Below are 20,004 nucleotides of genomic sequence, written 5' to 3' on the forward strand. Positions count from 1 at the left end.
GTGTGAGGCCAAGCGGGCAGGGCGTCGAGCTCATCTCTCCTGCCCGCCTGGCAAAGCGCGGGTCCTAGTGGAAGAAGTGCCGCTCACCGGTGAAGTACATCGTCACACCGGCCGCCTGAGCCGCCGCGATGACCTCTTCGTCGCGAACCGAACCTCCCGGCTGAACGACGGCGCGAACACCGGCGTCGAGCAGCACCTGCAGGCCGTCAGCGAACGGGAAGAAGGCGTCGGACGCAGCGACAGCGCCCGCGGCACGCTCACCGGCGCGAGAAACCGCGAGGCGGCACGAGTCGACACGGTTGACCTGCCCCATTCCAACGCCGACCGAGGCGCCGCCGTTCGTGAGCAGAATGCCGTTCGACTTCACTGCGCGGCACGCTCGCCACGCGAACTCGAGCTCCGCGAGCGTCTCTGGGTCGGCTGCCTCGCCGGCGGCGAGGGTCCACTCGGCTGCGGGTGCGAAGTGGCGGTCGGCGTCCTGGATCAGGAAGCCGCCGGAGACCTGCTTCAGCTCGACAGGGTTCTGCGCGTACCCCTCAGGCAGCACGAGCAAGCGCACGTTCTTCTTCTGTGCGAGGATCGCCAGCGCTTCAGGCTCGAAGCCAGGCGCGATGATGACCTCGGTGAAAATCTCTGAGACTGTCTTGGCCATGCCCTCGGTGACGACGCGGTTGGCCGCGATTACGCCACCAAATGCGGAGACAGGGTCGCATGCGTGCGCGAGTTCGTGTGCGGCAGCGATCGGGTCGGCTGCACCCTCGGGGGCGACAGCGACGCCGCACGGGTTCGCGTGCTTGATGATGGCGACCGCGGGGCGCTCGTGGTCATACGCTGCCCGCAGCGCGGCGTCGGCGTCAACATAGTTGTTGTACGACATTTCCTTGCCGTGCAGCTGGGTCGCCTGGGCGATCCCCACACCCTCGTTCTCGCTGAACAGTGCGGCACGCTGGTGGCTGTTCTCGCCGTAGCGCAGCACCGACTCGCGGAGGCCAAACACCTCGTAGCCGACGTAACCCTCGCTCGTGGCGAAGATCGCCGCGACCTCGTCTTCTTCGGGGGCCTCGAGTTCTGCTGCCGCGGGGGCATCCTCCCAGCCTGCGTCCTGCTGGTCGAGGAACCAGTTCGCGACCGCACCGTCATACTGCGCGGTGTGCACGAATGCCTCGGTCGCGAGCGAGCGGCGAAGCGCGAGGGTCGTGCCACCGGCCTGAATCGCCGAGATGACCTCGTCGTAGCGGCCGGGCGAGACGACGATCGCCGCATTCGCGTGGTTCTTCGCCGTCGCACGGACCATCGCTGGGCCGCCAATATCGACGTTCTCGACGATGTCAGCGGCGGGCTTGCCTGCTGCGACAGTCTGCTCGAACGGGTACAGATTCACGACGACGAGCTCGAACGGGGCGAAGCCGAGCTGCTCGAGCTGCGCGCGGTGATCCGCGAGGCGCAGGTCGGCGAGCAGGCCCGAGTGCACCGCCGGGTGCAGCGTCTTCACGCGACCGTCGAGTGCCTCAGCGAACCCTGTCACCTCGGCAACGTCGGTCACTGCGTGGCCAGCCTCGCGAATGGTGGCGGCAGTCGACCCTGTCGACACGATCTCGACGCCGGCAGCGGCAAGCGCTGCGGCGAGATCGAGCAGCTTCGTCTTGTCGCTCACAGAGATGAGCGCGCGCTTCACCTCGATGAGGTCGCGATGCTCGTACAGGCTCGGGTCGTGGCTCTGGACTGCCATGGGGCTCCTTGAATTCGTGCGGTGTGGGGGCTAAAAAGTCGTGGCTACGGGGTGGGCGCAGCGGCTGCGGCAGCGACGGCGGCGAGGTCGAGCGACCCGTCGGCGATCTCGCGGACGGTTCGGACGAGCAGTGGTCGCTCCTCCTGTTTGATGCGCTCGTGAAGGTCAGCCTCCGCCTCCCCCTCATGCACGGCGACGACCGCCTGTCGCAGCACCGGGCCCGTGTCGACGCCCTCATCGATGATGTGCACGGTGACGCCGGTTTCGGTTGCGCCAGCGGCGAGTGCGTCACGCACCGCGTGCGCGCCCGGGAACAGGGGCAGCAATGCCGGATGGGTGTTGATGAGCCGCGGCGAGAAGGTGCTCACGAAGGCTGCAGGAAGAATACGCATGAGGCCCGCGCTCACCACGAGGTCAACGTCGTAGTCCTGGATCGCTGCCGCAAACGCGGCCCCCCAGTCGGCGCGGCTCGCGTAGTCGGCCGGTCGAACGACAAAGCTCGGGATCGCGGCAGCCGCGGCGTGCGCGAGGCCTGCAGCGTCGGTGTCGGCGCCGACGCACACGATCTCAGCTGGAAAATCAGGATCTGCCGTCGCCTCGATGAGGGCCTGAAGGTTGCTGCCGCCACCTGAGATAAGAACCGCGAGTCTCAACACTCGCCCAGTCTACTCGCTGTGTAGATGTGTGGAGGCCCGCACGACGAGCCTCGCGCTTGCGTTTCTGGCTCAATTGCATTGCCGAACCCCACACCTCGCGCCCGCCAGGCCCGGCGGTAAGCTCTCCCCATGCTTCTTCACGATCTCTTCGGCCTGACCGGCCGCACAGCACTTGTCACCGGCGGAAGCTCGGGTATCGGCCGAGCGATTGCCGAAGCGCTGGCTGGCGCAGGCGCACACGTCGTCATCGCAGCACGGACCGTCGAAGGGCTCGAGCGGACCACCGCCGAGGTCACGGCGAACGAAGCCGTCAGCGCTGCGGGCGGAGAGGTGTCCTGGCTGCGAGCCGACCTGACGAACCGGGCTGGCGCGCATGCGCTCGCTGACGCCGTACTTGAGGGGCACGGTCACGTAGATATCGTCGTGAACTCGGCTGGCGTGAACATCCGGCCACCGCTTAGCGAGCTGACCGAGCCCGAGTGGGACACGACAATGGCAGTGAACCTCGAAGCTCCATTCGTACTCGGCCAGCGGCTCGCCCCGGCGATGCTTGCGCGCGGCTACGGCCGCTTCATCCACATCAGCTCGCAGCAGGCACACAGACCATTCGCCTCAAGCGGTGCGTACGGGGTGTCCAAGGCGGCCGTAGAGGGGCTCGCACGGTCGCAGGCCGAGGCGTGGTCGGCGGGCGGAGTGACCGCGAACTCGCTCATCCCAGGGTTTGTGCAAACCCCGCTGAACACCAGGCTGAGCTCGGACCCGGGAGTCGTCGCGGCACTTGCCGCTCGCACGCTTGTTGGGCGCAACGGACTCCCCGAGGACTTCGCTGGCGCGGCAGTCTTCCTCGCGAGTCCCGCCGCCGCGTACATCACTGGCCAGTCACTCGCAGTCGACGGCGGCTTCTCCGTGCACTAGTTTGCCGGGGGCGGTACGTCCTATCACCTGGGATCTGCAGTTCATATGCCTGCGTCTCACGGTTGCGCAATACCAACTGCCGATCCCAGGGATACGAGCTGTGGACGATCCCAAGTTACGACGGGACGCTCAACCTGCCACGTGGAGCACTTCGTGTGCCCGGGCCACGGGCTGTGTGATCGCGAAGTGCCGCACTTCTTGCTCAGCCCAGCGCTCCCAATGCGGAATAAAGGTCTCACCGTCGCGGGCAAGCGCACGTTCCCGTCGCAGCGTTGCCGGGCACTCCACCCACACCGCGTACGCAGAGCCGAGTGAACGGGCGACAGCGAGGGCACGCGCGCTGATAGAGCCGCACCCTTCGACGATGAGGGGCGCAGCCCTGTCGAACTCGACTTCGGGTGTGAAGCTCTTTGCGTACCAGTCATAGCGGCGGTAGGCGCCCGACAGCAGGAGCGCCGGGACCGCGGCGCTGCCAGCGGCAAGCCCATCCCATCCGGGGTAGAGCTCGTCCATGCCGACGATGTGCGGGCGCTCCCATCCGTTTGCCTCGCGTGCGCTGGCGAGGGACTCGGCGAGTGAGGTCTTACCCGATCCTGATCTGCCGTCGATGAACAGCACCCGTGGCCAGCCAGATGGGTCGTCATTCTGACCCGTCGCAGGTAGCCTGCCAGCGCCCAGCCGGCCCGAGCCCAGCCGGCTCCCAAGCCGCGCAGCGAGCGCATCCGGCCCGCCGCAGGCAAAAGGCCCCGCGCCCGCGCCAATCGCGGGAACGGTGAGTTGACCGCTCACCCCGCGACCCGCCCGTCACTCATCCGCAGCACCCTGTCGGCAATGGTCTCGGCCTCGCTCTCGTCGTGGGTGACGAGAATCGCTGTGGTCGCCGTCTTGCGCAGCAGATCGGCGAGATCGACGGCGAGTCTGTCGCGCAGCTCGCGGTCGAGCGCGGAGAGCGGCTCGTCGAGCAGCAGCAGTCGCGGGCTCGGCGCGAGCGCGCGTGCGAGAGCGACGCGCTGGCGCTGACCGCCGGAGAGCTCGGTGACTGGGCGGTTCGTGAAGCCTCCGAGCCCAACGAGTTCGAGAAGCTCAGCGACTCGTGCGTCGCGATCCGCACGCGGCCAACGCTTCACCCGCAGGCCGTACGCGATGTTCTCCCCGACCGAGCGGTGAGTGAAGAGCTGGCCGTCTTGAAACACAAGCCCGAACTCGCGGCGGTGCGGGGGGACGCCGACGAGATCCTCTCCCGCCCAACTGACGACGCCTGACGTCAGCGGCTCGAGCCCGGCGATAGCCCGCAACAGCGTCGACTTCCCGCAGCCAGAGGGGCCGAGCAGGGCGACGACGTCGCCGCGTGGAACGCCGAAGGTCGCGTCGCGCACGACGACCTCGTCACGGCGGTATGCGACGCTGACGTCTGCGACGTTCAGCCCGCTCGCGGCCCCAGTGCGTGCCTGTGCTGTCACCAGCTTCCCCCTACTCCGCTGTCTACCCGCCAGCGTTCAGCTACGACCATAATGCCCGCTGCAATCGCCCCAAGCACCACTGAAGCGGCGAGCGCCATTCCGTAGCTCGCGGGGTCTGGGCTGCCGACGAGGGCCGCGATCGCGACTGGCAGCGTCTGCGCGTCGGGGCGCACGAGAAATGCTGTCGCCCCGAACTCCCCGAGCGACACGGCGAACGCGAATCCGAGCGCGAGGCCAGCCGACCGACCGAGCAGCGCGAAATCAATCGTGCGCAAGACGCGCAACGGTGAGGCCCCGAGCATCATTGCGGCCTCTCGGGTACGTGGATCAATCGATCTGAGTACGGGCGTGAGCGTGCGCACCACAAGCGGCAACGCGACGAGCGCCTGCGCGATCGGGATAAGCACGACTGAGGTGCGCAGGTCGAATCCAATTCCGAGCGGCTTGTGCATCGTGAGCAGCAGCCCGAACCCAAGTGTCACCGCAGAGATCCCGAGGGGAAGCATGATCGCTGCGTCGTAGACGGCGATGCCCCGGCGCAGCGCCGCTGAGCGAGGCCGTCGCGACACGATCAGCGAGACAAGCATCCCGAGCGTCACCGCGATGAGGGTCGCGACGCACGCGATCCCGAACGAGAGCAGCGCCGCGTCGACGACTGACCCGTGCAATGGCGAGCGCTCAGGCGGGTCGAAGAGTGCTCGATAGTTCGCGAACGAGATCCCGACACCCCGCGGCCCCTGGAGCGACCGCCACACGAGCGCACCGATCGGCAGCACGTGCAGCAGCAGCACTGTGACGCCGAACACCGCCAGCACTGGTGCGTCCGTTCTGCGCGGTGCGCGCACCTCGATGCGAACCTCCTGGGCACGTTCGTTTCGGCTCCGCAGCAGCGCCGAGGCGATGAGCGCGAGCGCTACAATCGCGAACTGCACAAGCGACAGCACGGCCGCTGAGCGCAGATCGAGAAACTGCACTGTGAGCCTGTATACCTCGGTCTCGATGTTCGCGAACTCGCGCCCGCCAAGAATCAGCACGACGCCAAACGAGGTCGCGCAGAACAGGAACACGAGCGCCCCGGCAGATGCGAGCGCCGGGCCGAGCGCGGGCAGCGTGACCGTGCAGAACACCCTCACCGGGCCTGCCCCGAGCGTGCGCGCTGCCTGCCCCTGGCGGGTGTCCAGCTGCGCCCAGTAGCCCCCGACTGTGCGCGCCACGACGGTGACGTTGAAGAATGCGAGCGCGAGCACGACGACCACGAGCGACCTGTCGAGGCCAAGCCAGTACAGGGCTCCCCCGGGCCCGAACAGTGCGGTGAACGCGACGCCGACGACGACGGCAGGCAGCACAAACGGCACTGTGAGTAGCGCCCTGAGCACCCCGCGCCCGCGGAACTCAAGGCGGTAGAGCACGTAGGCCGCGGGGACGCCGAGCAGGATCGCGACGACAGTCGCGAGGCTCGCCTGCACGAGCGTGTTCTGCAGCACCCGCCAGCTGCGTTCGAGCCCGAGCACCTCCGGGAGGCCGCCGAGGTCGAGCTGCCCGCCGCTCGTGAGACCCGTCGCGACGAGCGCGATGACAGGCCAGAGGAAGAAGACCCCGACGAAGAGCACAGGAATCGCCGCTGCGAACCCCCAAGCGAGGGGCCCGAGCGGGCGACGTGAGCGTGCACGCACCGCGACTTCCTCTGACCTGTATCGTGCTCTGTTAGAGCCCGACGGCGTCGCCGAGCGTCCGCAGCCAACCGTCGAGGCCCGCCTGGATCTCGGTTGCTGGCAGGTCGTGTGTCTGGCCCGACTCTGGCAGCGGCGCGAACTTCGCCCAGCTTGCGGGCAGCTCCACGTCTTCGTCGACAGGGTACATGTACATGTTGTCGGCGATGCCTGACTGGAACTCCTCAGAGAGCAGGTACTCAACGACGGCGCGCGCTCCGTCTGGGTTCTCGCCGCCCTTGAGCACGCCAGCGTATTCGACCTGCTGCGAGCAGGTGTCGAGCAGCGCCCTCGTATTCGATGCGCTCTCGTCGTCGTTCACAGTGAACGCTGGCGACGTCGAGTAGGAGACGACGATCGGCCTGGTGCCTGTCTCGCTCACGCCGGTGAACTCCGTGTTGTAGGCCTCGGTCCAGCCCTGCACGGTGCGGGCGCCGTTCGCTTCGAGGCGCTTCCAGTAGTCAACGAAGCCGTCCTCGCCGAACGCTGCAATCGTCGCGATCATGAACGAAGCGCCCGTGCTTGATGCCGTGGGATCGAGCAGCACGGTGAGGTCCTTGTAGGCGGGATCCGCGAGGTCGTCGAGCGTCTCCGGCTCTGCGATACCCTTCTCCGCGAACCACGCGGTGTCGATGTTTACGCATGTCGCCCCGCGGTCGATCGGCACGAGCGGCACGCTGCCCGATTCCGCACTTTCGGCATCGAGCTCGGTGGCGAGCAGGAGGCCGTCACCCTTCAGGAGACTTGCCGGAACCGGCAGCGCTACGTCGTTCTCGATCAGGCGGGAGGCGAGCGTATTGTCGACGCCAAAAAACGCGTCAGCAATCGGCGCCCCCTTTGTGAGCACAAGCTTGTTCGCGAGTTGGCCGCCGTCGCCAGCAGTGAGAACTTCGACGTCGTAGCCTGTCGCCGCGCTCGCGAGCTGTGAGAACTCGTCGCCGTCGACGAAGCTGTCATGGACGACGAGCGTGACCTTCGCCGAGTCGCCGTCTTCAGCGCTCGAATCCTGGCCCCCAGCGCAGCCAGTGAGGGCGAGCATGGCGGCGAGTGGGAGCGCGATAAGCGCAGCCAATGTGTAAGAGCGTGCACGTGTACGCATAACGAGAAGAGTCCTTCCTCCGCTGGCATGAACCAGATCAGGTTGAACGGTCGGAGCACGCGTGCTCCCTCTCAGCCCCGCGCGCCGGGACTCCCGTGGATTGCTCCCTCAGCCTAGCCCTTACGGCCGGGCCAGCGCCAGCCGGCTCGCTTCTCGTCGCCACCGCGGTCTGCGTCGAGATCGACGTTGTCCCAAGAGTAAGCCTCGACGAGGGCTTCCTCGTCGATTTGAGCGTCGACGGCTTCGCTCGCGGTCGCCTCCTCTGCGGGATGTGCGGTAACGGCTTCGACAGGTCCCGTCACCGCGTGCTGATCGAAGAGCTCGGCGTCTGGTTGGGGGACGTGCAGGCTACCCGGATCCGCGTCCGCTGAATCCACTCCCGCTGGATCGGCGTCGCGCGTATGCCACCATGCCCGGTCGCTAGCCGGCGCCAAGGCGCTGTCGCCCGGCATGCCTGGCGTACCCTTGAGGTCGGGCAGGATGTCGGTGTCAACATCGACATCGACATCGAGCTCAAGCGGCTCGGTGAGTTGATCGTCGACGCGGCTCCCCGCCGAGGCTCGCGCGTGCGGGACGAGTGGCGACACTGGCGCGAGCCGTTGCTCGTCCTCGACGGGATCTTCTTCTGACGCCGTCCTGGCAGGAGCCTGGCGCACTGTCGCTGGGTCGGGCTCTCCGCCGAGTGCAATCCCTCGATCAGGATCGGCAGCGGCCCCGTCGTCCCCAAGCCCGAGAAGCGCGGCGACCTCGCCTGGCCCTGCGACGACCCGCCGGGCGATATCGGCGCGCGCCGCGAGCGCACCAAGTAGGCAGCCAACCCCGAGCTCCGCGGCGGCAAGGCCCGCGGCCCGCCAGACGTCGGGTCCAACTTCTGCGAGCCGCCCCGGCCCGAGAGCGCCTGTCGCCGTCCAGTTAAGCAATGCGATGGTGAGCCCTGCGACGATCACGGCCCCTGCGATCTGAGCCCCCAGGCGTGCCATGGACTGGCGGCGCGCCACGTCGCCGAGCCCGATCCCAACTGCAAGCCCGAGGAGCACGAGGAGAAGCGGAGCGAGCACCGCGACGCTCCCCCACCCGTCAGGGATCGCAGCGAGCACCGGAATGCCTGGCATCGGGCCGAGCAGTTGCCCGAAGGGCGAAGCCGAGCTGCCGATACCGACGGCGAAGCCGGAGCCTGTCAGCCACGCACCGCTCCAGATCACGAACACGGGCAGCAGCGCGAGCTGCAGGAGAAACATCAGGATCGTGCCGGCCAGGTCGAGCTGCAGCGCCTCTGACGCGCCGATCACCAGCGCGAAACGGCCGAGCAGCGAAAACGTGAATCCGAGCGCGGCGATCCCGATGTATGCCGCGACAAGCGCTGAGGCGAGCCTCAAGGCCTGCCCCGCCACGCGGGGAACGACAGCAGGCCGCGGGATCCGAAGTCGCCCGAGCCCAGCTTCGATCCCGCTGACCGCCGCTATCCACCAGGGGTGTTCGTCGCGCGCTGCCCGGGTGAGGTAGGCAACCCCAGACGGTGCGCCGTAGACGATTGCTGCGCACCCAGCGGCGGCCGCCCAGCCCAGACCGACCGCCACCTCGCCTCCCGGAGCAACCGCGGAGGCGACGACCGCTGCGACAGCGCCAAACCCGAGTGCGCCGCCGAGCACGCCAACTCCGCCAGCGCCGCCACGAGCACCGAACCGCCAGCCCGCACGCGCTGCGAAGACAACCGTTGCGAGAGTGAGCCCGAGCGGCGCGAGTGACACCGAGAACGTCAGCGCCTCAGGGGCGAACCCGAGCACCTGCATGGCTTCGGCCGAGATCTCGGCGGTGAGTGGCACGAAGTGAGCGAGCAGCCACGCTGCGCCAGCTCCGCCGAACACCGCGCTCGGTTCGGCGGCAAGGCCGAAGCCGAGCCACCACACGAGGAACGCGTAGGCAGCGACCGCGAGCAGCGACGCCAGCGCGACCGCGACGGCCTCAATCGTTGCGACAACCCCGGTCAGTATTGCTCTCATCGTCCGAAAGTCTACCCGGCGACACGCACACGGCTACCAGGCTGCAGCGACCGCCCGGTGTGTCTCGAACAGCGGCACCGTCGTGCCTTCGGGCGCTCGCCCGAACCCGCACTCGGTCGCGACGCCGAAATCGCGCGACAGCACCTGGGTGGCTGCCGCGATACGTCGAGTGGCGCCCTCAACTCCGTCCTCGCGGTGCACGAGACCGAGGTATAGCTCAGTCGTCGCGGGCACGTTCAGCTCGGCGAGCGGACCGAAGAACTCGGTGTCGTCTCGTTCGATCGGAACCGGGAGGTGGAGCCAGGTGAGGTCTCGCTCGGCCGCGGCGGCGACTGCGTTTGCAAACCGGGTGAGGTGTGCGGCGTCGCGCGGTTCGACGAAGTGCTTCTCAGCGACGTCTCCATAGCAGAGGTGGACGCCGACCTCGACGTCGAGCGGCACCCTGTCGATCTGCCGGGCAAGCCGCTCGCTGGTCGCATCCCAGACGTCGCCGAACCACTCGTAGCGGTCACCGGTGTGCGCGGTGAGCCCCTCAAGAATTGCAAATTCGAGCGCCGCGTCCCACTGAATCGCGAGTTCATCGCCCGGAATTGTGGCGACAATCTCGGCAAGCTCGGCAGCGAGCGCGCGCTCGTAGACGGGCTCGAATGCCTCGCGGTCCGCAGCGAGCACGAGGCTCGCGACGACGCCGAGCGGTGTGGGCAGGGAAACCTGGAAGCGAGTCTTCGCGGGGATGACCCCGGCGGCTTTCAGCCCACTAAAGGTGCGCCAGGATTCGACGGCCGCTGCCGCGTATCCGAGCGGCGGCAATGTGACATCCGCCGCCTGCACGCCCTGCGCGAGCTTCACGGGGCGAATGTCGAGCATGCGCATCGGGATCGGCGTGTCACCTACCCGCTCAATGCCCTCGGCTGCGCCGAGCTTATCTGCCTGGAAGAGGATCCAGTGAAAGCGCTCCCCAACCTCGCCGTCGGGAATCCTGCGGAGGAGGCCCCCGAGTTCTTCGGCGGCGACGCGCATCGTCTGCTCCGCGTCGTCAAAGTTGATGCTTCCCACGAGGTGGGCTCCCTGGACCTGACTGTCGCTCATGCTTCAAGTATCCCCGACAGATCCCCCACACTGTTCCGTGTTGCGAATCGTGACGGGTCCGGCGCCCGCCCCTGGGCTGAGTGGAGCTGCGGTCATCGAGCGTGTCAGCGCGGGGCGCCCACTGCGGCGACTTCCACGCGCGAGGTTCCCGCAAGCATTCGCGAGACCGGACATCTTGCGTGGGCGGCTGCCGCCAGTGCCTCAGCTTGCGGTTCCTCGATCCCGGCAAAGAAGAGCTCCGCGCGCCCAGAGAACTCATACCCGTCGCCCGCCCCGCGCGCGTGCAGCGAGATCTCGACACGCGCCGAAACCTCGACGCTGGCTCCCGCAACGACGCGCGCTGCCGCATTCAGGCATGTCGCCCACGACAGCGCGAGGAGTTCCTCGGGGTTCGTCGTTCCCGCGGGGGCAGAGCCAGCGCCAGTCGGAGGAGACGCGACAGCGACAGTCAGTCCACCTTCTGCTGTGCTCTCGCCGTTAACACCCGTCGAGTTTCGCGCGACAGCCGTGTACAGGGCCGGGCCATGGCCGGGTGTTTCCGTGGTTTCTCGGTCGTTCACCTGGACTCCTTTCGACAGTGGTCTCACCCACATTACCCACAAGTTAGACGCAGTCCAATAAATGTGTCATGCTTGCAGGGTTGCCCAGGCCGGGCCCCGACAACCACACACCGCCTCCATCCCTCCCCGAAAGTCCGACTCACCGAGATGCACGAACGATGACCGCTCCAACAGCTCCCGCCGTGGAGTTCATTCATGTCACCCGGAGCTTTGGCACAGGCGCACAGGAAGTGAACGCCCTGACAGACGTTTCCCTTGCTGTGCCACGAGGCGCCGTATTCGGTGTCGTGGGCGAGAGTGGTGCAGGCAAGTCGACACTGCTTCGCATGATGAACGGACTCGACCACCCCACGAGCGGCCGCGTCCTGTTCGACGGCATTGACCTCGCGACGCTCACCCAGCGAGAGCTCAACGCCGTGCGCCATCGGATCGGCGTCGTCTTCCAATCGTTCAACCTCGTCGGCAACCTCACGGTGCGCGACAACATCGCGCTTCCCCTCAAGCTACAGCGAGCCAGAGGCACCGACGCCGCGCGTCGCGTCGCTGAGCTCGCCGAGTTCGTCGGGCTCGGGCCACGCCTTGACCACTACCCAGCCCAGCTCTCCGGCGGCGAGAAACAGCGCGTCGCAATCGCGCGTGCCCTCGCGACGAACCCAACAATGCTGCTCTGTGACGAACCAACCTCCGCGCTCGACACTCACACGACAGGAGAGATCCTTACCCTGCTGGGCGCCACCCGGTCTGAGTTCGGAACAAGTATCGTGCTCGTGACACACGAGCTCGACGCCGTGAAGCGCAGCTGCGATTCGGCAGCGATATTCGAAGCGGGCGAACTGCGAGACATCATCCGGGTCGAGTCACACGCTGACTCACGGGAACTCAGCTACGTCGAGCACGTGAGAGCGGAGCTCCGGCGATGAATGCGATCCTCACGGAGTTCCAGCGAGTGTTCGGCGAGCACGGAGCAGAGATCGCCACAGCGATGGCTGAGACGGGCTACATGGTGCTCACGTCCATCGGTGTCGCCGTACTCATCGGGCTGCCACTCGGCGTCGTCATCACGCTCACCCGCGCAGGCGGAATCCTCGAGAACCGGGCCGTCTGGCTCATCGCCGACCTGTACGTCACCGTGTTTCGGTCGTTCCCCTTTCTCCTGTTCGTTGTGTTCATGATCCCGCTCACGCGCCTCGTGTTTGGGACTAGCTTCGGAACCGTCGCCGCGACATTCCCGCTCGCCTTCGTTGCAGTCGCGATCTATGCGCGCCTCACGGAGCAGATCCTCCTCGAGCTACCGAGTGGCCTCTGGCAGGCCGCGGCTTCGATGGGCGCGACAGTGCCACAAACAGTCTTCCGGTTTCTCCTCGTCGACGGCCGCTCAGGCCTCGTGTATGCGCTCACCTCGGCGACTGTGAGCTTCGTGTCGTACTCGACAGTGCTCGGCGTGGTCGGTGGCGGCGGTATCGGGGACTTCGCGATGCGTTACGGCTACCAGCGATACGACTTCACCCTTATGTACACCACGATTCTGCTCATCGTCGCCTGCGTCGTTCTGCTGCAGGCCACCGGCCTCAGGATCTCGCGCGCACTCGACAAGCGTTAACCGGCCGATGGCATAGCCACGGCCCGAAAGGAGACACACAATGATTCGCTCGACACCCTCCAAGCACCCGAGGCTCATCACGGCCGCCGCCCTCGCAACGGCGATGCTGGCGCTTGCCGGTTGCGCGGCAACCCCAGGCGCAGACGGCACTGCCGATGACACCTCCGGCACACACGTGCTCAAGGTTGCCGCGACGACAACTCCAATGCCCGAAGTCGTGCGTGCCGCTGCCGAGGCAATCGAGGAGCCGTACTCAATCGAACTCGTCGAGGTCGCGGACTACGTGCAGCCGAACACGATGCTCGCCGCAGGCGAGCTCGACGCGAACTTCGTACAGCACCCGCCGTTCATGGAAGACTTCAACGCCGCAAACAACGCGTCGCTCGTCGCGATCGAACCCGTGTATCTCACCGTCGTCGGCACGTACTCGAGCAAGCACGAGAGCATGGAGGACATCCCTGAGGGCGGCCACATCGTCGTTCCACAGGATCTCTCGAACCAGTCGCGCGCGCTACAGATGTACGCGGGCGCGGGGCTCATCAAGCTCGACCCGAAGGTCGACAAGTGGGAGGTCACGGTGAAGGACGTCGTCGAGAACCCTCAGAACCTCCAGTTCACTGAGGTAGATCTCATGCAGTTGAACGCGGCGTATCCAGAGGCCGACGGCGTCTTCCTGCACGGCACGTTCGCGCGACAGCTTGGGCTCGTGCCAGGAGAAGATGCGATTGCTGTCGAGCAAGACCCGCAGTTCGCGGTGTCGCTCGTGAGCCGCGCAGACAATCAGAACTCGCCAGAGGTGAAGGCCCTCGCACGGGCGTTCCACAGCGACGAAGTGCGCGCCGTGCTCGAAGAGTTCGACGTGCCTGCAGCCTTCTAGCGCTGACGCGGCCGGAGTGCCGGGCTGGCGCCGGGCATGCCTCGCCGCCGCTGGAGGTCGCCCCGAACCCGCGCCGCCAAGGCCTTGCCTCTCGGCTCGCCCCGCCGGTGCACACGATCCTCGCAAAACCACACGTTAAATACCTGAATTAAGGGGCGGTTTTGCGAGGATCGTGTGCGTTTGCGGGGCAGATCGGCACGAGCAGGGCCGGCACCCCGGCCCGGGGGCCAGCGCTGGTGGGGCTTCTCAACCGGAATCCCCAGGACGCACAGGACCCCGCAGGCAAATGCCTGCGGGGTCCTGTGCGTAATCGCTGCGCGTTACAGCTGTGCGAAAGCAGCGCGCAACAGCTCCGCGGTCTCGGTCGGAGTCTTACCGACCTTCACGCCTGCGGCCTCGAGGGCCTCCTTCTTCCCCTGAGCGGTGCCCGCCGAGCCCGACACAATGGCGCCAGCGTGGCCCATCGTCTTGCCCTCGGGAGCGGTGAATCCCGCAACGTAGCCGACTACAGGCTTCGTGACGTTCGCCTTGATGTACTCGGCTGCGCGCTCCTCAGCGTCGCCACCGATCTCACCGATCATCACGATTGCCTTGGTCTCGGGGTCGTTCTCGAACGCCTCCAGCGCATCGATGTGCGTTGTTCCGATGACGGGGTCGCCACCGATACCGATTGCGGTCGAGAAACCGAGATCACGGAGCTCGTACATCATCTGGTAGGTGAGGGTACCGGACTTCGACACGAGACCGATCGGGCCCTTGCCGGTGATCGTCGCAGGCGTGATGCCTGCAAGCGCCTCGCCCGGGGTGATGATGCCGGGGCAGTTCGGGCCGATGATGCGAGTCTTGCCACCGGTGGCCTTGGCGTGAGCCCAGAGCTCAGCCGAGTCCTTCACGGGCACGCCCTCGGTGATGATCACGAGCAGGCCGATGCTTGCATCGATTGCCTCGATCGCCGCATCCTTTGTGAAGGCGGGCGGCACGAAGGCGACCGAAACGTCGGCTCCGGTCTCAGCCATCGCCTCAGCAACCGTCGCGAAGACGGGAAGCTCGACTGCGTTGCCGTCAGGGTCAACATGCGACACTGTCGTGCCTGCCTTGCGGGCGTTCACGCCACCGACGACCTGGGTGCCAGCAGCGAGCATGCGCGCAGTGTGCTTTGTGCCTTCGCCGCCGGTGATGCCCTGGACGATGACCTTTGAATCCTTGTTCAGGAAGATCGACATAGTTCTGTAATTCCTTCTAGTTCCAGGGGGCGGTTCAGCGTGCGTTGGCGAGCTCGGCGGCCTTGTCGGCGCCCTCGTCCATCGTGGCGGCCTGGGTCACGAGCGGGTGGTTCGCCTCGTTGAGGATGCGGCGCCCCTCCTCAACGTTGTTGCCGTCGAGGCGAACAACAAGGGGCTTGTTCGCTGCGTCACCGAGCTTCTCAAGCGCGCCGACGATGCCGTTTGCGACTGCGTCACACGCGGTGATTCCGCCGAAGACGTTCACGAAGACCGACTTCACCTGCGGGTCGCCGAGGATGACGTCAAGGCCAGCAGCCATAACCTCAGCCGATGCACCGCCGCCGATGTCGAGGAAGTTCGCGGGCTTCACGTTGCCGTGGTTCTCGCCAGCGTAGGCAACGACGTCAAGCGTCGACATCACGAGGCCTGCACCGTTGCCGATGACACCAACCTCGCCGTCGAGCTTCACGTAGTTGAGATCCTGAGCCTTGGCCTTCGCCTCGAGCGGATCCTCGGCTGCCTTGTCCTCGAGCTCAACGTGGCCCGGCTGACGGAAGTCAGCGTTCTCGTCGAGCGAGACCTTGCCGTCGAGTGCGACGATGTCGCCCTCGCCTGTGAGCACGAGCGGGTTGACCTCGACGAGGGTTGCGTCTTCACCGACGTAAACCTCGTAGAGCTTCTGGAAGACGGGCACGACCTTGCCGACGAGCTCCTCAGGGAACTTCGCCGCACGTGCGATCTCCTCGGCCTTTGCCGCGTCAATGCCGGCGATCGGATCGATCTCGATACGCGCGAGAGCCTCGGGCTTCTCGACTGCGAGGACCTCGATCTCCATGCCACCCTCAACGCTGCACAGCGAGAGGTACGACCTGTTTGCCCGGTCGAGCAGGACTGAGAAGTAGAACTCCTCCTTGATGTCAGCGCCAGCGGCAACCATGACGCGGTTGACTGTGTGGCCCTTGATGTCGAGGCCGAGGATTGCCTGCGCGGCCTCAAACGCCTCGTCGGGGTTCTTTGCGACCTTCACGCCGCCAGCCTTGCCGCGACCGCCGACCTTTACCTGAGCTTTGACGACGACGACGCCACCAAGCTTCTCGGCTGCTGCACGCACCTCCTCGGGGGTGTCAGCGACGATGCCGGGGAGCACCGGCACCCCGTATCGTTCGAAAAGATCGCGTGCCTGGTACTCGTACAGATCCACGTACTGTCCTTCTGCTTGGGATGTTTGGTTACCCGAGGCAAAAATGTCTCGATGTCGAGAGAAATGTCGACCGTTTGCCAGTCTAACACCGGTGTCTCGGTAGATTCAGCCGTGGCGCTCAGCTGTAGACGCCACCCGGCGATCGCGGCCGCGAACGGCGGCAACGATTCGACTGAACCAGCATTTAGGCACCCACGGTTCAAGCGATCCAGGCGAATCAGCGCCTCCATACCGTAGGAAATCGCACTCTTTACGCGACACGGCTTCGGCAGCGCATAGTGGGGATCAAATCCGCAGGATCGCGCAACCGCAGCGGCCCGTTTTGGCTCCCGCCCAGTCAGCCCGCCCGTGCAGCAGGTCAGCCCACCCGTACGGCAGGCCAGCCTGCCAGCCGTCGAGCGGTTCGGCTCGTCTTACGCGATTGGCGTGATTCTCGGCACCGTCATTCCCGCAATTCCATAGATTCGCTCGGAGGCGTGGGCAAAAGCGTGCACGAGCGCCCCGTGTGCAGCTGCCTCGTCCCCCAGTCGGGCCCCAACGATCGGCACTTCCGCTGCCAACCGAATGCGGCGCGACACCGCCCGCCCCAACGGCACGAGGAACTCGTCGTGGGCACGCGAGAGCCCTCCCCCGACAACGACCTTGCCCGGGTCCACTGCCATAATCAGCGTTGCGAGCGAATGCGCAAGCTCCTCAGTGAATGCGGCGAGCTCCTGAATAGCGGCTGGCTCGTCGTCTCGGACCCGCTGGAACAGCTCTGCTGCACCGGTTCCGTGGGCCCAGCGGATCTCACCGGTTTCGGGGTCAACGCCCCGAACCGCCAGGCGGCCAATATCGCCCGCGGCGTTGTGCCGCCCCCGCCTGGGCTTCCCGTCAAGTATGAGGCCCATCGCGATACGGTTTCCCACCGACAGGTACAGCACGTCGTCGACAAGCTGGGCGGCGCCGAGCTCATGTTCGGCGACTGCCGCCAGCCGAACGCCATTGTCGACGACAACGGGGGCACCCAGCGCGACGGCCAGCCGACTGCCAACATCAACCCCAGACCATTCGGGAATGACGACTGACGTCACCACGCTCCCCGCCTCGTCAACGATGCCGGGGAGCGAGAGCCCGACCGCGCGAAGCCTATCGAGCGGGAGTGAAGCCTCATGGAAGGCCGCCTTCACCTGCAGTGTCACGGTGTCAAGTTTCGACGCCCCGTCGGCGACCGTTCCGACGCCGCCACCCGCGTGGTCTGCAATCACTGTTCCTGCAAGGTCTGCGATGACGACACGTATGCTCGCCTTGCCCACGTCAACGCCCGCAACGTAGCCGGCGGGCGCGTCAAGCTCGTATCGGCGCGACGGCCGACCAACCCCGCTGCCTGCAACCGTGGTGCGGGTGATGTCGGCCGAGGCCGTCAAGACTCCGAGCACGTTCTCGACAGAGGTTCGTGACAGCTCGAGTGCCTCGGCAATGCCGTTAACGGAGTCTGGGCCGCCGTCGCGAAGCTTGAGCGCCACTCTCGCCGAAATTGACGACGAGTTCGCTTTTGCCACGGTGCACCTCCAAGCGCTGAGTTCGCGGGCCAGCGTTGGCACCGCACAGTGGCCATCATCCTAGCCAACACCCCATGCCCAAGGTCGAGAATATGGCCAATATGCCCTGCCCGTGCCAGAAAAACTGAACCAGATCTTCGCGTGTTTACGGGGACACAGATCGAATATTGCGAATTATCACACCTTGGTGTTTAATTTCACTCAAGCGAATCGCTCGCTAACGAACCAATGGAGGATCGAGAATGCCACAGGGTTTTACATCCGAAGCCGAGCTTGAGGCGCGACTCGTCGCACCGAGCGCCGGCCTCGTCGAAGACTTCGCGAAAGGCGCGGGCGACATCGTCATCCTCGGCGCCGGCGGGAAGATGGGGCCGACGCTCGCCGTGCTCGCACGCAACGCCCTGAACGCTGCCGGGCGAGAAAGCGACACTGTGTACGCAGTGTCGCGCTTTGGTGAGGAGAGCGTCCGAGAGCGCCTCACGCAGGCCGGGGTCGAGGTCGTGCAATTCGACCTCGTCAAGAACGACAGCCTCGATGCGCTCCCCGATGCGCCCAACGTCATCTTTATGGTTGGCGCAAAGTTCGGCGCTGCGACAAGCCCGTCCTGGGCGTGGGAGGTCAACGCAGCCCTGCCAGACCGCATCGCCCGCCGCTACCGCACGAGCGCAATCGCCGCGCTGTCGACTGGCAACGTGTATCCGTTCGTGCCTGCGTCTTCTGGCGGCGCATCAGAGGACGTTGCTCCGTCGCCGATCGGCGAGTACGCGCAGTCCTGCCTCGGCCGCGAGCGGGTCTTTGAGTTCGCGGCTGAGGAGCGCGGCACCCGCGTCTCGATTGTCCGCCTGAACTACGCTGTCGATCTGCGTTACGGCGTGCTCGCGGATATCGGCTCGGCCGTGCACTCGGGTGAGCCCGTCTCGGTAGCCACAGCGAACGTCAACGTCGTCTGGCAGGGCTACGCGAACGAGGTCGTGCTGCGAAGCCTCACCCATGCCTCAACAGACGTGTTCACGATCAACCTCACAGGCCCCGAGACGCTGTCGGTCGACGCCGTGGCTCACCGCTTTGGAAGCCTGCTCGGGCGCGACGTGACAATCGTTGGCGAGCCCCAGCCAACGGCGCTTCTCAACGACTCGAGCCGGTGCATGGCACTCTTTGGGTACCCGGCGGTCTCGGCGCAGACCCTCATCGAGTGGCAGGCGCAATGGATCGAGGCTGGCCTGCCGATGACCGCAAAGCCCACCAAGTGGGCAGTCCGCGACGGGAAGTTCTAGATGTCTACAACGCCACAGCTTCGACGTGCCGCACGGGAAGCACTCCTTCGAGGGGTTGTCATCCCAGCTCAACCGCTCGCTCTCACCGCCGAGCGCACGCTCGACGAGCGCCGCCAGCGCGCGCTCACGCGCTACTACCTCGCCGCAGGCGCCGGCGGACTCGCAGTTGGGGTGCACACGACCCAGTTCGAGATCCGCGACCCTGAGCACAATCTCTTTGAGCCCGTGCTGCGGATCGCCGCGGAGGAGATCTCGGCACACGGCGACGACAGCATTGTGCGGATCGCGGGCGTCACCGACGACACGGCACAGGCTGTTGCCGAGGCCGAGCTCGCCCGCGACCTCGGCTACGACGCCGTGCTCGTGAGCCCTCGAGTCCCGGGGGCGACCGAAGCGTCGCTACTCGAGCGCGCACGCGCCATCGGCGAGGTACTCCCCCTCGTCGGCTTCTACCTGCAGACCGCGATTGGCGGCCCCACGCTTTCCCGCGATTTCTGGCGGGAGTTCGCCGAGATCCCGGCCGTTGTCGCGGTGAAGGCGGCACCGTTTGACAGGTACAAGACGCTCGAGCTCATCCGCGGCGTCGCCGAGTCGGGTCGCGCACAGGAAATCGCCCTGTACACGGGCAACGACGACGCGATCGTGTCCGACTTGCAGTCTGAGTTCCACGTCGCGTCGCCAGCGGGCCCCACCACGCTGCGCTTCGTGGGAGGGCTGCTCGGCCAATGGGCGGTCGGCACCCGCGCGGCTGTCACGCTGCTCAACACGGCGCACCGGGCGGCAGCCGGGGATCTCGAATCGCTCGCGGACCTCAATCGCGCGAGCGCGGACATGGTCGACTTCAACCAGGCCGTCTTCGATCCGGCTCACGACTTCGCCGGGGTGATCGCTGGCGTGCACGAGGTGCTCCGCCAGCAGGGGCTCCTTGAGGGTGTATGGTGTCTCGACCCGAGCGAGGGCCTGTCTCCGGGTCAAGCCGACGAAATCCGCCGCGTGCGCCTCGCGTATCCAGAGCTCAGCGACGACGCCTTCATCTCCGAGCACTTGGAATCCTGGCTGCGGTAGCGGACC

The 20,004-nt window shown here is 66.3% G+C and carries 18 protein-coding genes and 1 riboswitch; of the genes, 6 read left to right on the forward strand and 12 right to left on the reverse strand.

Annotation, left to right across the window (positions count from 1 at the left end; genetic code table 11):
• Positions 1 to 64: 64 nt before the first annotated feature.
• Positions 65 to 1,729: a bifunctional phosphoribosylaminoimidazolecarboxamide formyltransferase/IMP cyclohydrolase gene (gene purH / locus ACF07D_RS01170; RefSeq protein ID WP_391503590.1), complete on the reverse strand. Its 1,665-nt coding sequence runs from the start codon at positions 1,727 to 1,729 to the stop codon at positions 65 to 67.
• A 44-nt stretch (positions 1,730 to 1,773) separates the two neighbouring features.
• Positions 1,774 to 2,385 carry a phosphoribosylglycinamide formyltransferase gene (purN, locus tag ACF07D_RS01175; protein WP_391503591.1) on the reverse strand — a complete coding sequence of 204 codons (612 nt, stop codon included), beginning with the start codon at positions 2,383 to 2,385 and terminating at the stop codon, positions 1,774 to 1,776.
• A 129-nt stretch (positions 2,386 to 2,514) separates the two neighbouring features.
• Here purN and ACF07D_RS01180 point away from each other — a divergent pair, with 129 nt between their 5' ends.
• Complete coding sequence (locus ACF07D_RS01180) at positions 2,515 to 3,300, forward strand: SDR family NAD(P)-dependent oxidoreductase (protein WP_391503592.1); 786 nt, start codon at positions 2,515 to 2,517, stop codon at positions 3,298 to 3,300.
• A 129-nt stretch (positions 3,301 to 3,429) separates the two neighbouring features.
• On the opposite strand, the gene ACF07D_RS01185 is transcribed toward ACF07D_RS01180, so the two are convergent.
• The 7 genes from ACF07D_RS01185 to ACF07D_RS01215 all read right to left on the reverse strand — a co-directional run bounded on the left by ACF07D_RS01185 (position 3,430) and on the right by ACF07D_RS01215 (position 11,217).
• On the reverse strand, positions 3,430 to 4,089 hold the full coding sequence (locus ACF07D_RS01185; RefSeq protein WP_391503593.1) for a hypothetical protein: 660 nt from the start codon (positions 4,087 to 4,089) through the stop codon (positions 3,430 to 3,432).
• A complete protein-coding gene (locus ACF07D_RS01190; protein WP_391503594.1) occupies positions 4,086 to 4,760 on the reverse strand; it encodes an ABC transporter ATP-binding protein in 675 nt (224 codons plus the stop codon). Before ACF07D_RS01190 ends, ACF07D_RS01185 begins: the two co-directional genes overlap by 4 nt.
• The gene (locus tag ACF07D_RS01195) at positions 4,757 to 6,433 is read right to left on the reverse strand and encodes an ABC transporter permease (protein WP_391503595.1); all 1,677 of its coding nucleotides are present in this window, start codon (positions 6,431 to 6,433) and stop codon (positions 4,757 to 4,759) included. The genes ACF07D_RS01190 and ACF07D_RS01195 overlap by 4 nt, the downstream gene beginning before the upstream one ends.
• A gap of 31 nt (positions 6,434 to 6,464) precedes the next feature.
• A complete protein-coding gene (locus ACF07D_RS01200) occupies positions 6,465 to 7,568 on the reverse strand; it encodes a thiamine ABC transporter substrate binding subunit (RefSeq protein ID WP_391503596.1) in 1,104 nt (367 codons plus the stop codon).
• Positions 7,566 to 7,675, reverse strand: a riboswitch (TPP riboswitch). It overlaps the preceding gene by 3 nt.
• A gap of 6 nt (positions 7,676 to 7,681) precedes the next feature.
• On the reverse strand, positions 7,682 to 9,568 hold the full coding sequence (locus ACF07D_RS01205) for a DUF6350 family protein (RefSeq protein ID WP_391503597.1): 1,887 nt from the start codon (positions 9,566 to 9,568) through the stop codon (positions 7,682 to 7,684).
• Positions 9,569 to 9,601: 33 nt separating this feature from the next.
• Positions 9,602 to 10,657 carry a hypothetical protein gene (locus ACF07D_RS01210; RefSeq protein WP_391503598.1) on the reverse strand — a complete coding sequence of 352 codons (1,056 nt, stop codon included), beginning with the start codon at positions 10,655 to 10,657 and terminating at the stop codon, positions 9,602 to 9,604.
• A 104-nt stretch (positions 10,658 to 10,761) separates the two neighbouring features.
• Positions 10,762 to 11,217 carry an OsmC family protein gene (locus ACF07D_RS01215; RefSeq protein WP_391503599.1) on the reverse strand — a complete coding sequence of 152 codons (456 nt, stop codon included), beginning with the start codon at positions 11,215 to 11,217 and terminating at the stop codon, positions 10,762 to 10,764.
• 158 nt (positions 11,218 to 11,375) lie between these two features.
• Here ACF07D_RS01215 and ACF07D_RS01220 point away from each other — a divergent pair, with 158 nt between their 5' ends.
• The 3 genes from ACF07D_RS01220 to ACF07D_RS01230 are packed head-to-tail and all read left to right on the forward strand — an operon-like array spanning position 11,376 to position 13,694.
• On the forward strand, positions 11,376 to 12,137 hold the full coding sequence (locus ACF07D_RS01220) for a methionine ABC transporter ATP-binding protein (protein WP_255809387.1): 762 nt from the start codon (positions 11,376 to 11,378) through the stop codon (positions 12,135 to 12,137).
• Entirely contained in the window at positions 12,134 to 12,817 is a 684-nt protein-coding gene (locus ACF07D_RS01225) for a methionine ABC transporter permease (RefSeq protein WP_391503600.1), read from the forward strand. Before ACF07D_RS01220 ends, ACF07D_RS01225 begins: the two co-directional genes overlap by 4 nt.
• 40 nt (positions 12,818 to 12,857) lie before the next feature.
• Positions 12,858 to 13,694, forward strand: coding sequence for a MetQ/NlpA family ABC transporter substrate-binding protein (locus ACF07D_RS01230; protein WP_391503601.1), 837 nt, complete (start codon positions 12,858 to 12,860; stop codon positions 13,692 to 13,694).
• A gap of 320 nt (positions 13,695 to 14,014) precedes the next feature.
• Here the strand turns inward: ACF07D_RS01230 and sucD are convergent, their stop codons facing one another.
• From sucD to ACF07D_RS01245, 3 genes are all read right to left on the reverse strand, one after another.
• A complete protein-coding gene (gene sucD / locus ACF07D_RS01235) occupies positions 14,015 to 14,917 on the reverse strand; it encodes a succinate--CoA ligase subunit alpha (protein ID WP_391503602.1) in 903 nt (300 codons plus the stop codon).
• 34 nt (positions 14,918 to 14,951) lie between these two features.
• Complete coding sequence (gene sucC, locus ACF07D_RS01240; protein WP_119281470.1) at positions 14,952 to 16,118, reverse strand: ADP-forming succinate--CoA ligase subunit beta; 1,167 nt, start codon at positions 16,116 to 16,118, stop codon at positions 14,952 to 14,954.
• 413 nt (positions 16,119 to 16,531) lie between these two features.
• Complete coding sequence (locus tag ACF07D_RS01245) at positions 16,532 to 17,659, reverse strand: ROK family protein (RefSeq protein WP_391503603.1); 1,128 nt, start codon at positions 17,657 to 17,659, stop codon at positions 16,532 to 16,534.
• 242 nt (positions 17,660 to 17,901) lie between these two features.
• On the opposite strand from ACF07D_RS01245, the gene ACF07D_RS01250 reads away from it, so the two are divergent.
• Positions 17,902 to 18,933, forward strand: coding sequence for an NAD-dependent epimerase/dehydratase family protein (locus tag ACF07D_RS01250; RefSeq protein ID WP_391503604.1), 1,032 nt, complete (start codon positions 17,902 to 17,904; stop codon positions 18,931 to 18,933).
• Positions 18,934 to 19,998, forward strand: coding sequence for a dihydrodipicolinate synthase family protein (locus ACF07D_RS01255; protein ID WP_391503605.1), 1,065 nt, complete (start codon positions 18,934 to 18,936; stop codon positions 19,996 to 19,998).
• Positions 19,999 to 20,004: the final 6 nt, after the last annotated feature.

It is taken from the genome of Leucobacter sp. NPDC015123 (assembly GCF_043080205.1).
In the GTDB taxonomy this organism is placed as follows: Bacteria; Actinomycetota; Actinomycetes; order Actinomycetales; family Microbacteriaceae; genus Leucobacter; species Leucobacter aridicollis_A.

Bases quoted from the DNA above. Each gene is read 5' to 3' on its own strand.
- purH (WP_391503590.1), bottom strand. From the start codon at position 1,729: ATGGCAGTCCAGAGCCACGACCCGAGCCTGTACGAGCATCGCGACCTC.
- ACF07D_RS01180 (WP_391503592.1), top strand. From the start codon at position 2,515: ATGCTTCTTCACGATCTCTTCGGCCTGACCGGCCGCACAGCACTTGTC.
- ACF07D_RS01200 (WP_391503596.1), bottom strand. From the start codon at position 7,568: ATGCGTACACGTGCACGCTCTTACACATTGGCTGCGCTTATCGCGCTC.
- ACF07D_RS01205 (WP_391503597.1), bottom strand. From the start codon at position 9,568: ATGAGAGCAATACTGACCGGGGTTGTCGCAACGATTGAGGCCGTCGCG.
- ACF07D_RS01210 (WP_391503598.1), bottom strand. From the start codon at position 10,657: ATGAGCGACAGTCAGGTCCAGGGAGCCCACCTCGTGGGAAGCATCAAC.
- ACF07D_RS01220 (WP_255809387.1), top strand. From the start codon at position 11,376: ATGACCGCTCCAACAGCTCCCGCCGTGGAGTTCATTCATGTCACCCGG.
- ACF07D_RS01225 (WP_391503600.1), top strand. From the start codon at position 12,134: ATGAATGCGATCCTCACGGAGTTCCAGCGAGTGTTCGGCGAGCACGGA.
- ACF07D_RS01230 (WP_391503601.1), top strand. From the start codon at position 12,858: ATGATTCGCTCGACACCCTCCAAGCACCCGAGGCTCATCACGGCCGCC.
- sucD (WP_391503602.1), bottom strand. From the start codon at position 14,917: ATGTCGATCTTCCTGAACAAGGATTCAAAGGTCATCGTCCAGGGCATC.
- ACF07D_RS01250 (WP_391503604.1), top strand. From the start codon at position 17,902: ATGCCACAGGGTTTTACATCCGAAGCCGAGCTTGAGGCGCGACTCGTC.
- ACF07D_RS01255 (WP_391503605.1), top strand. From the start codon at position 18,934: ATGTCTACAACGCCACAGCTTCGACGTGCCGCACGGGAAGCACTCCTT.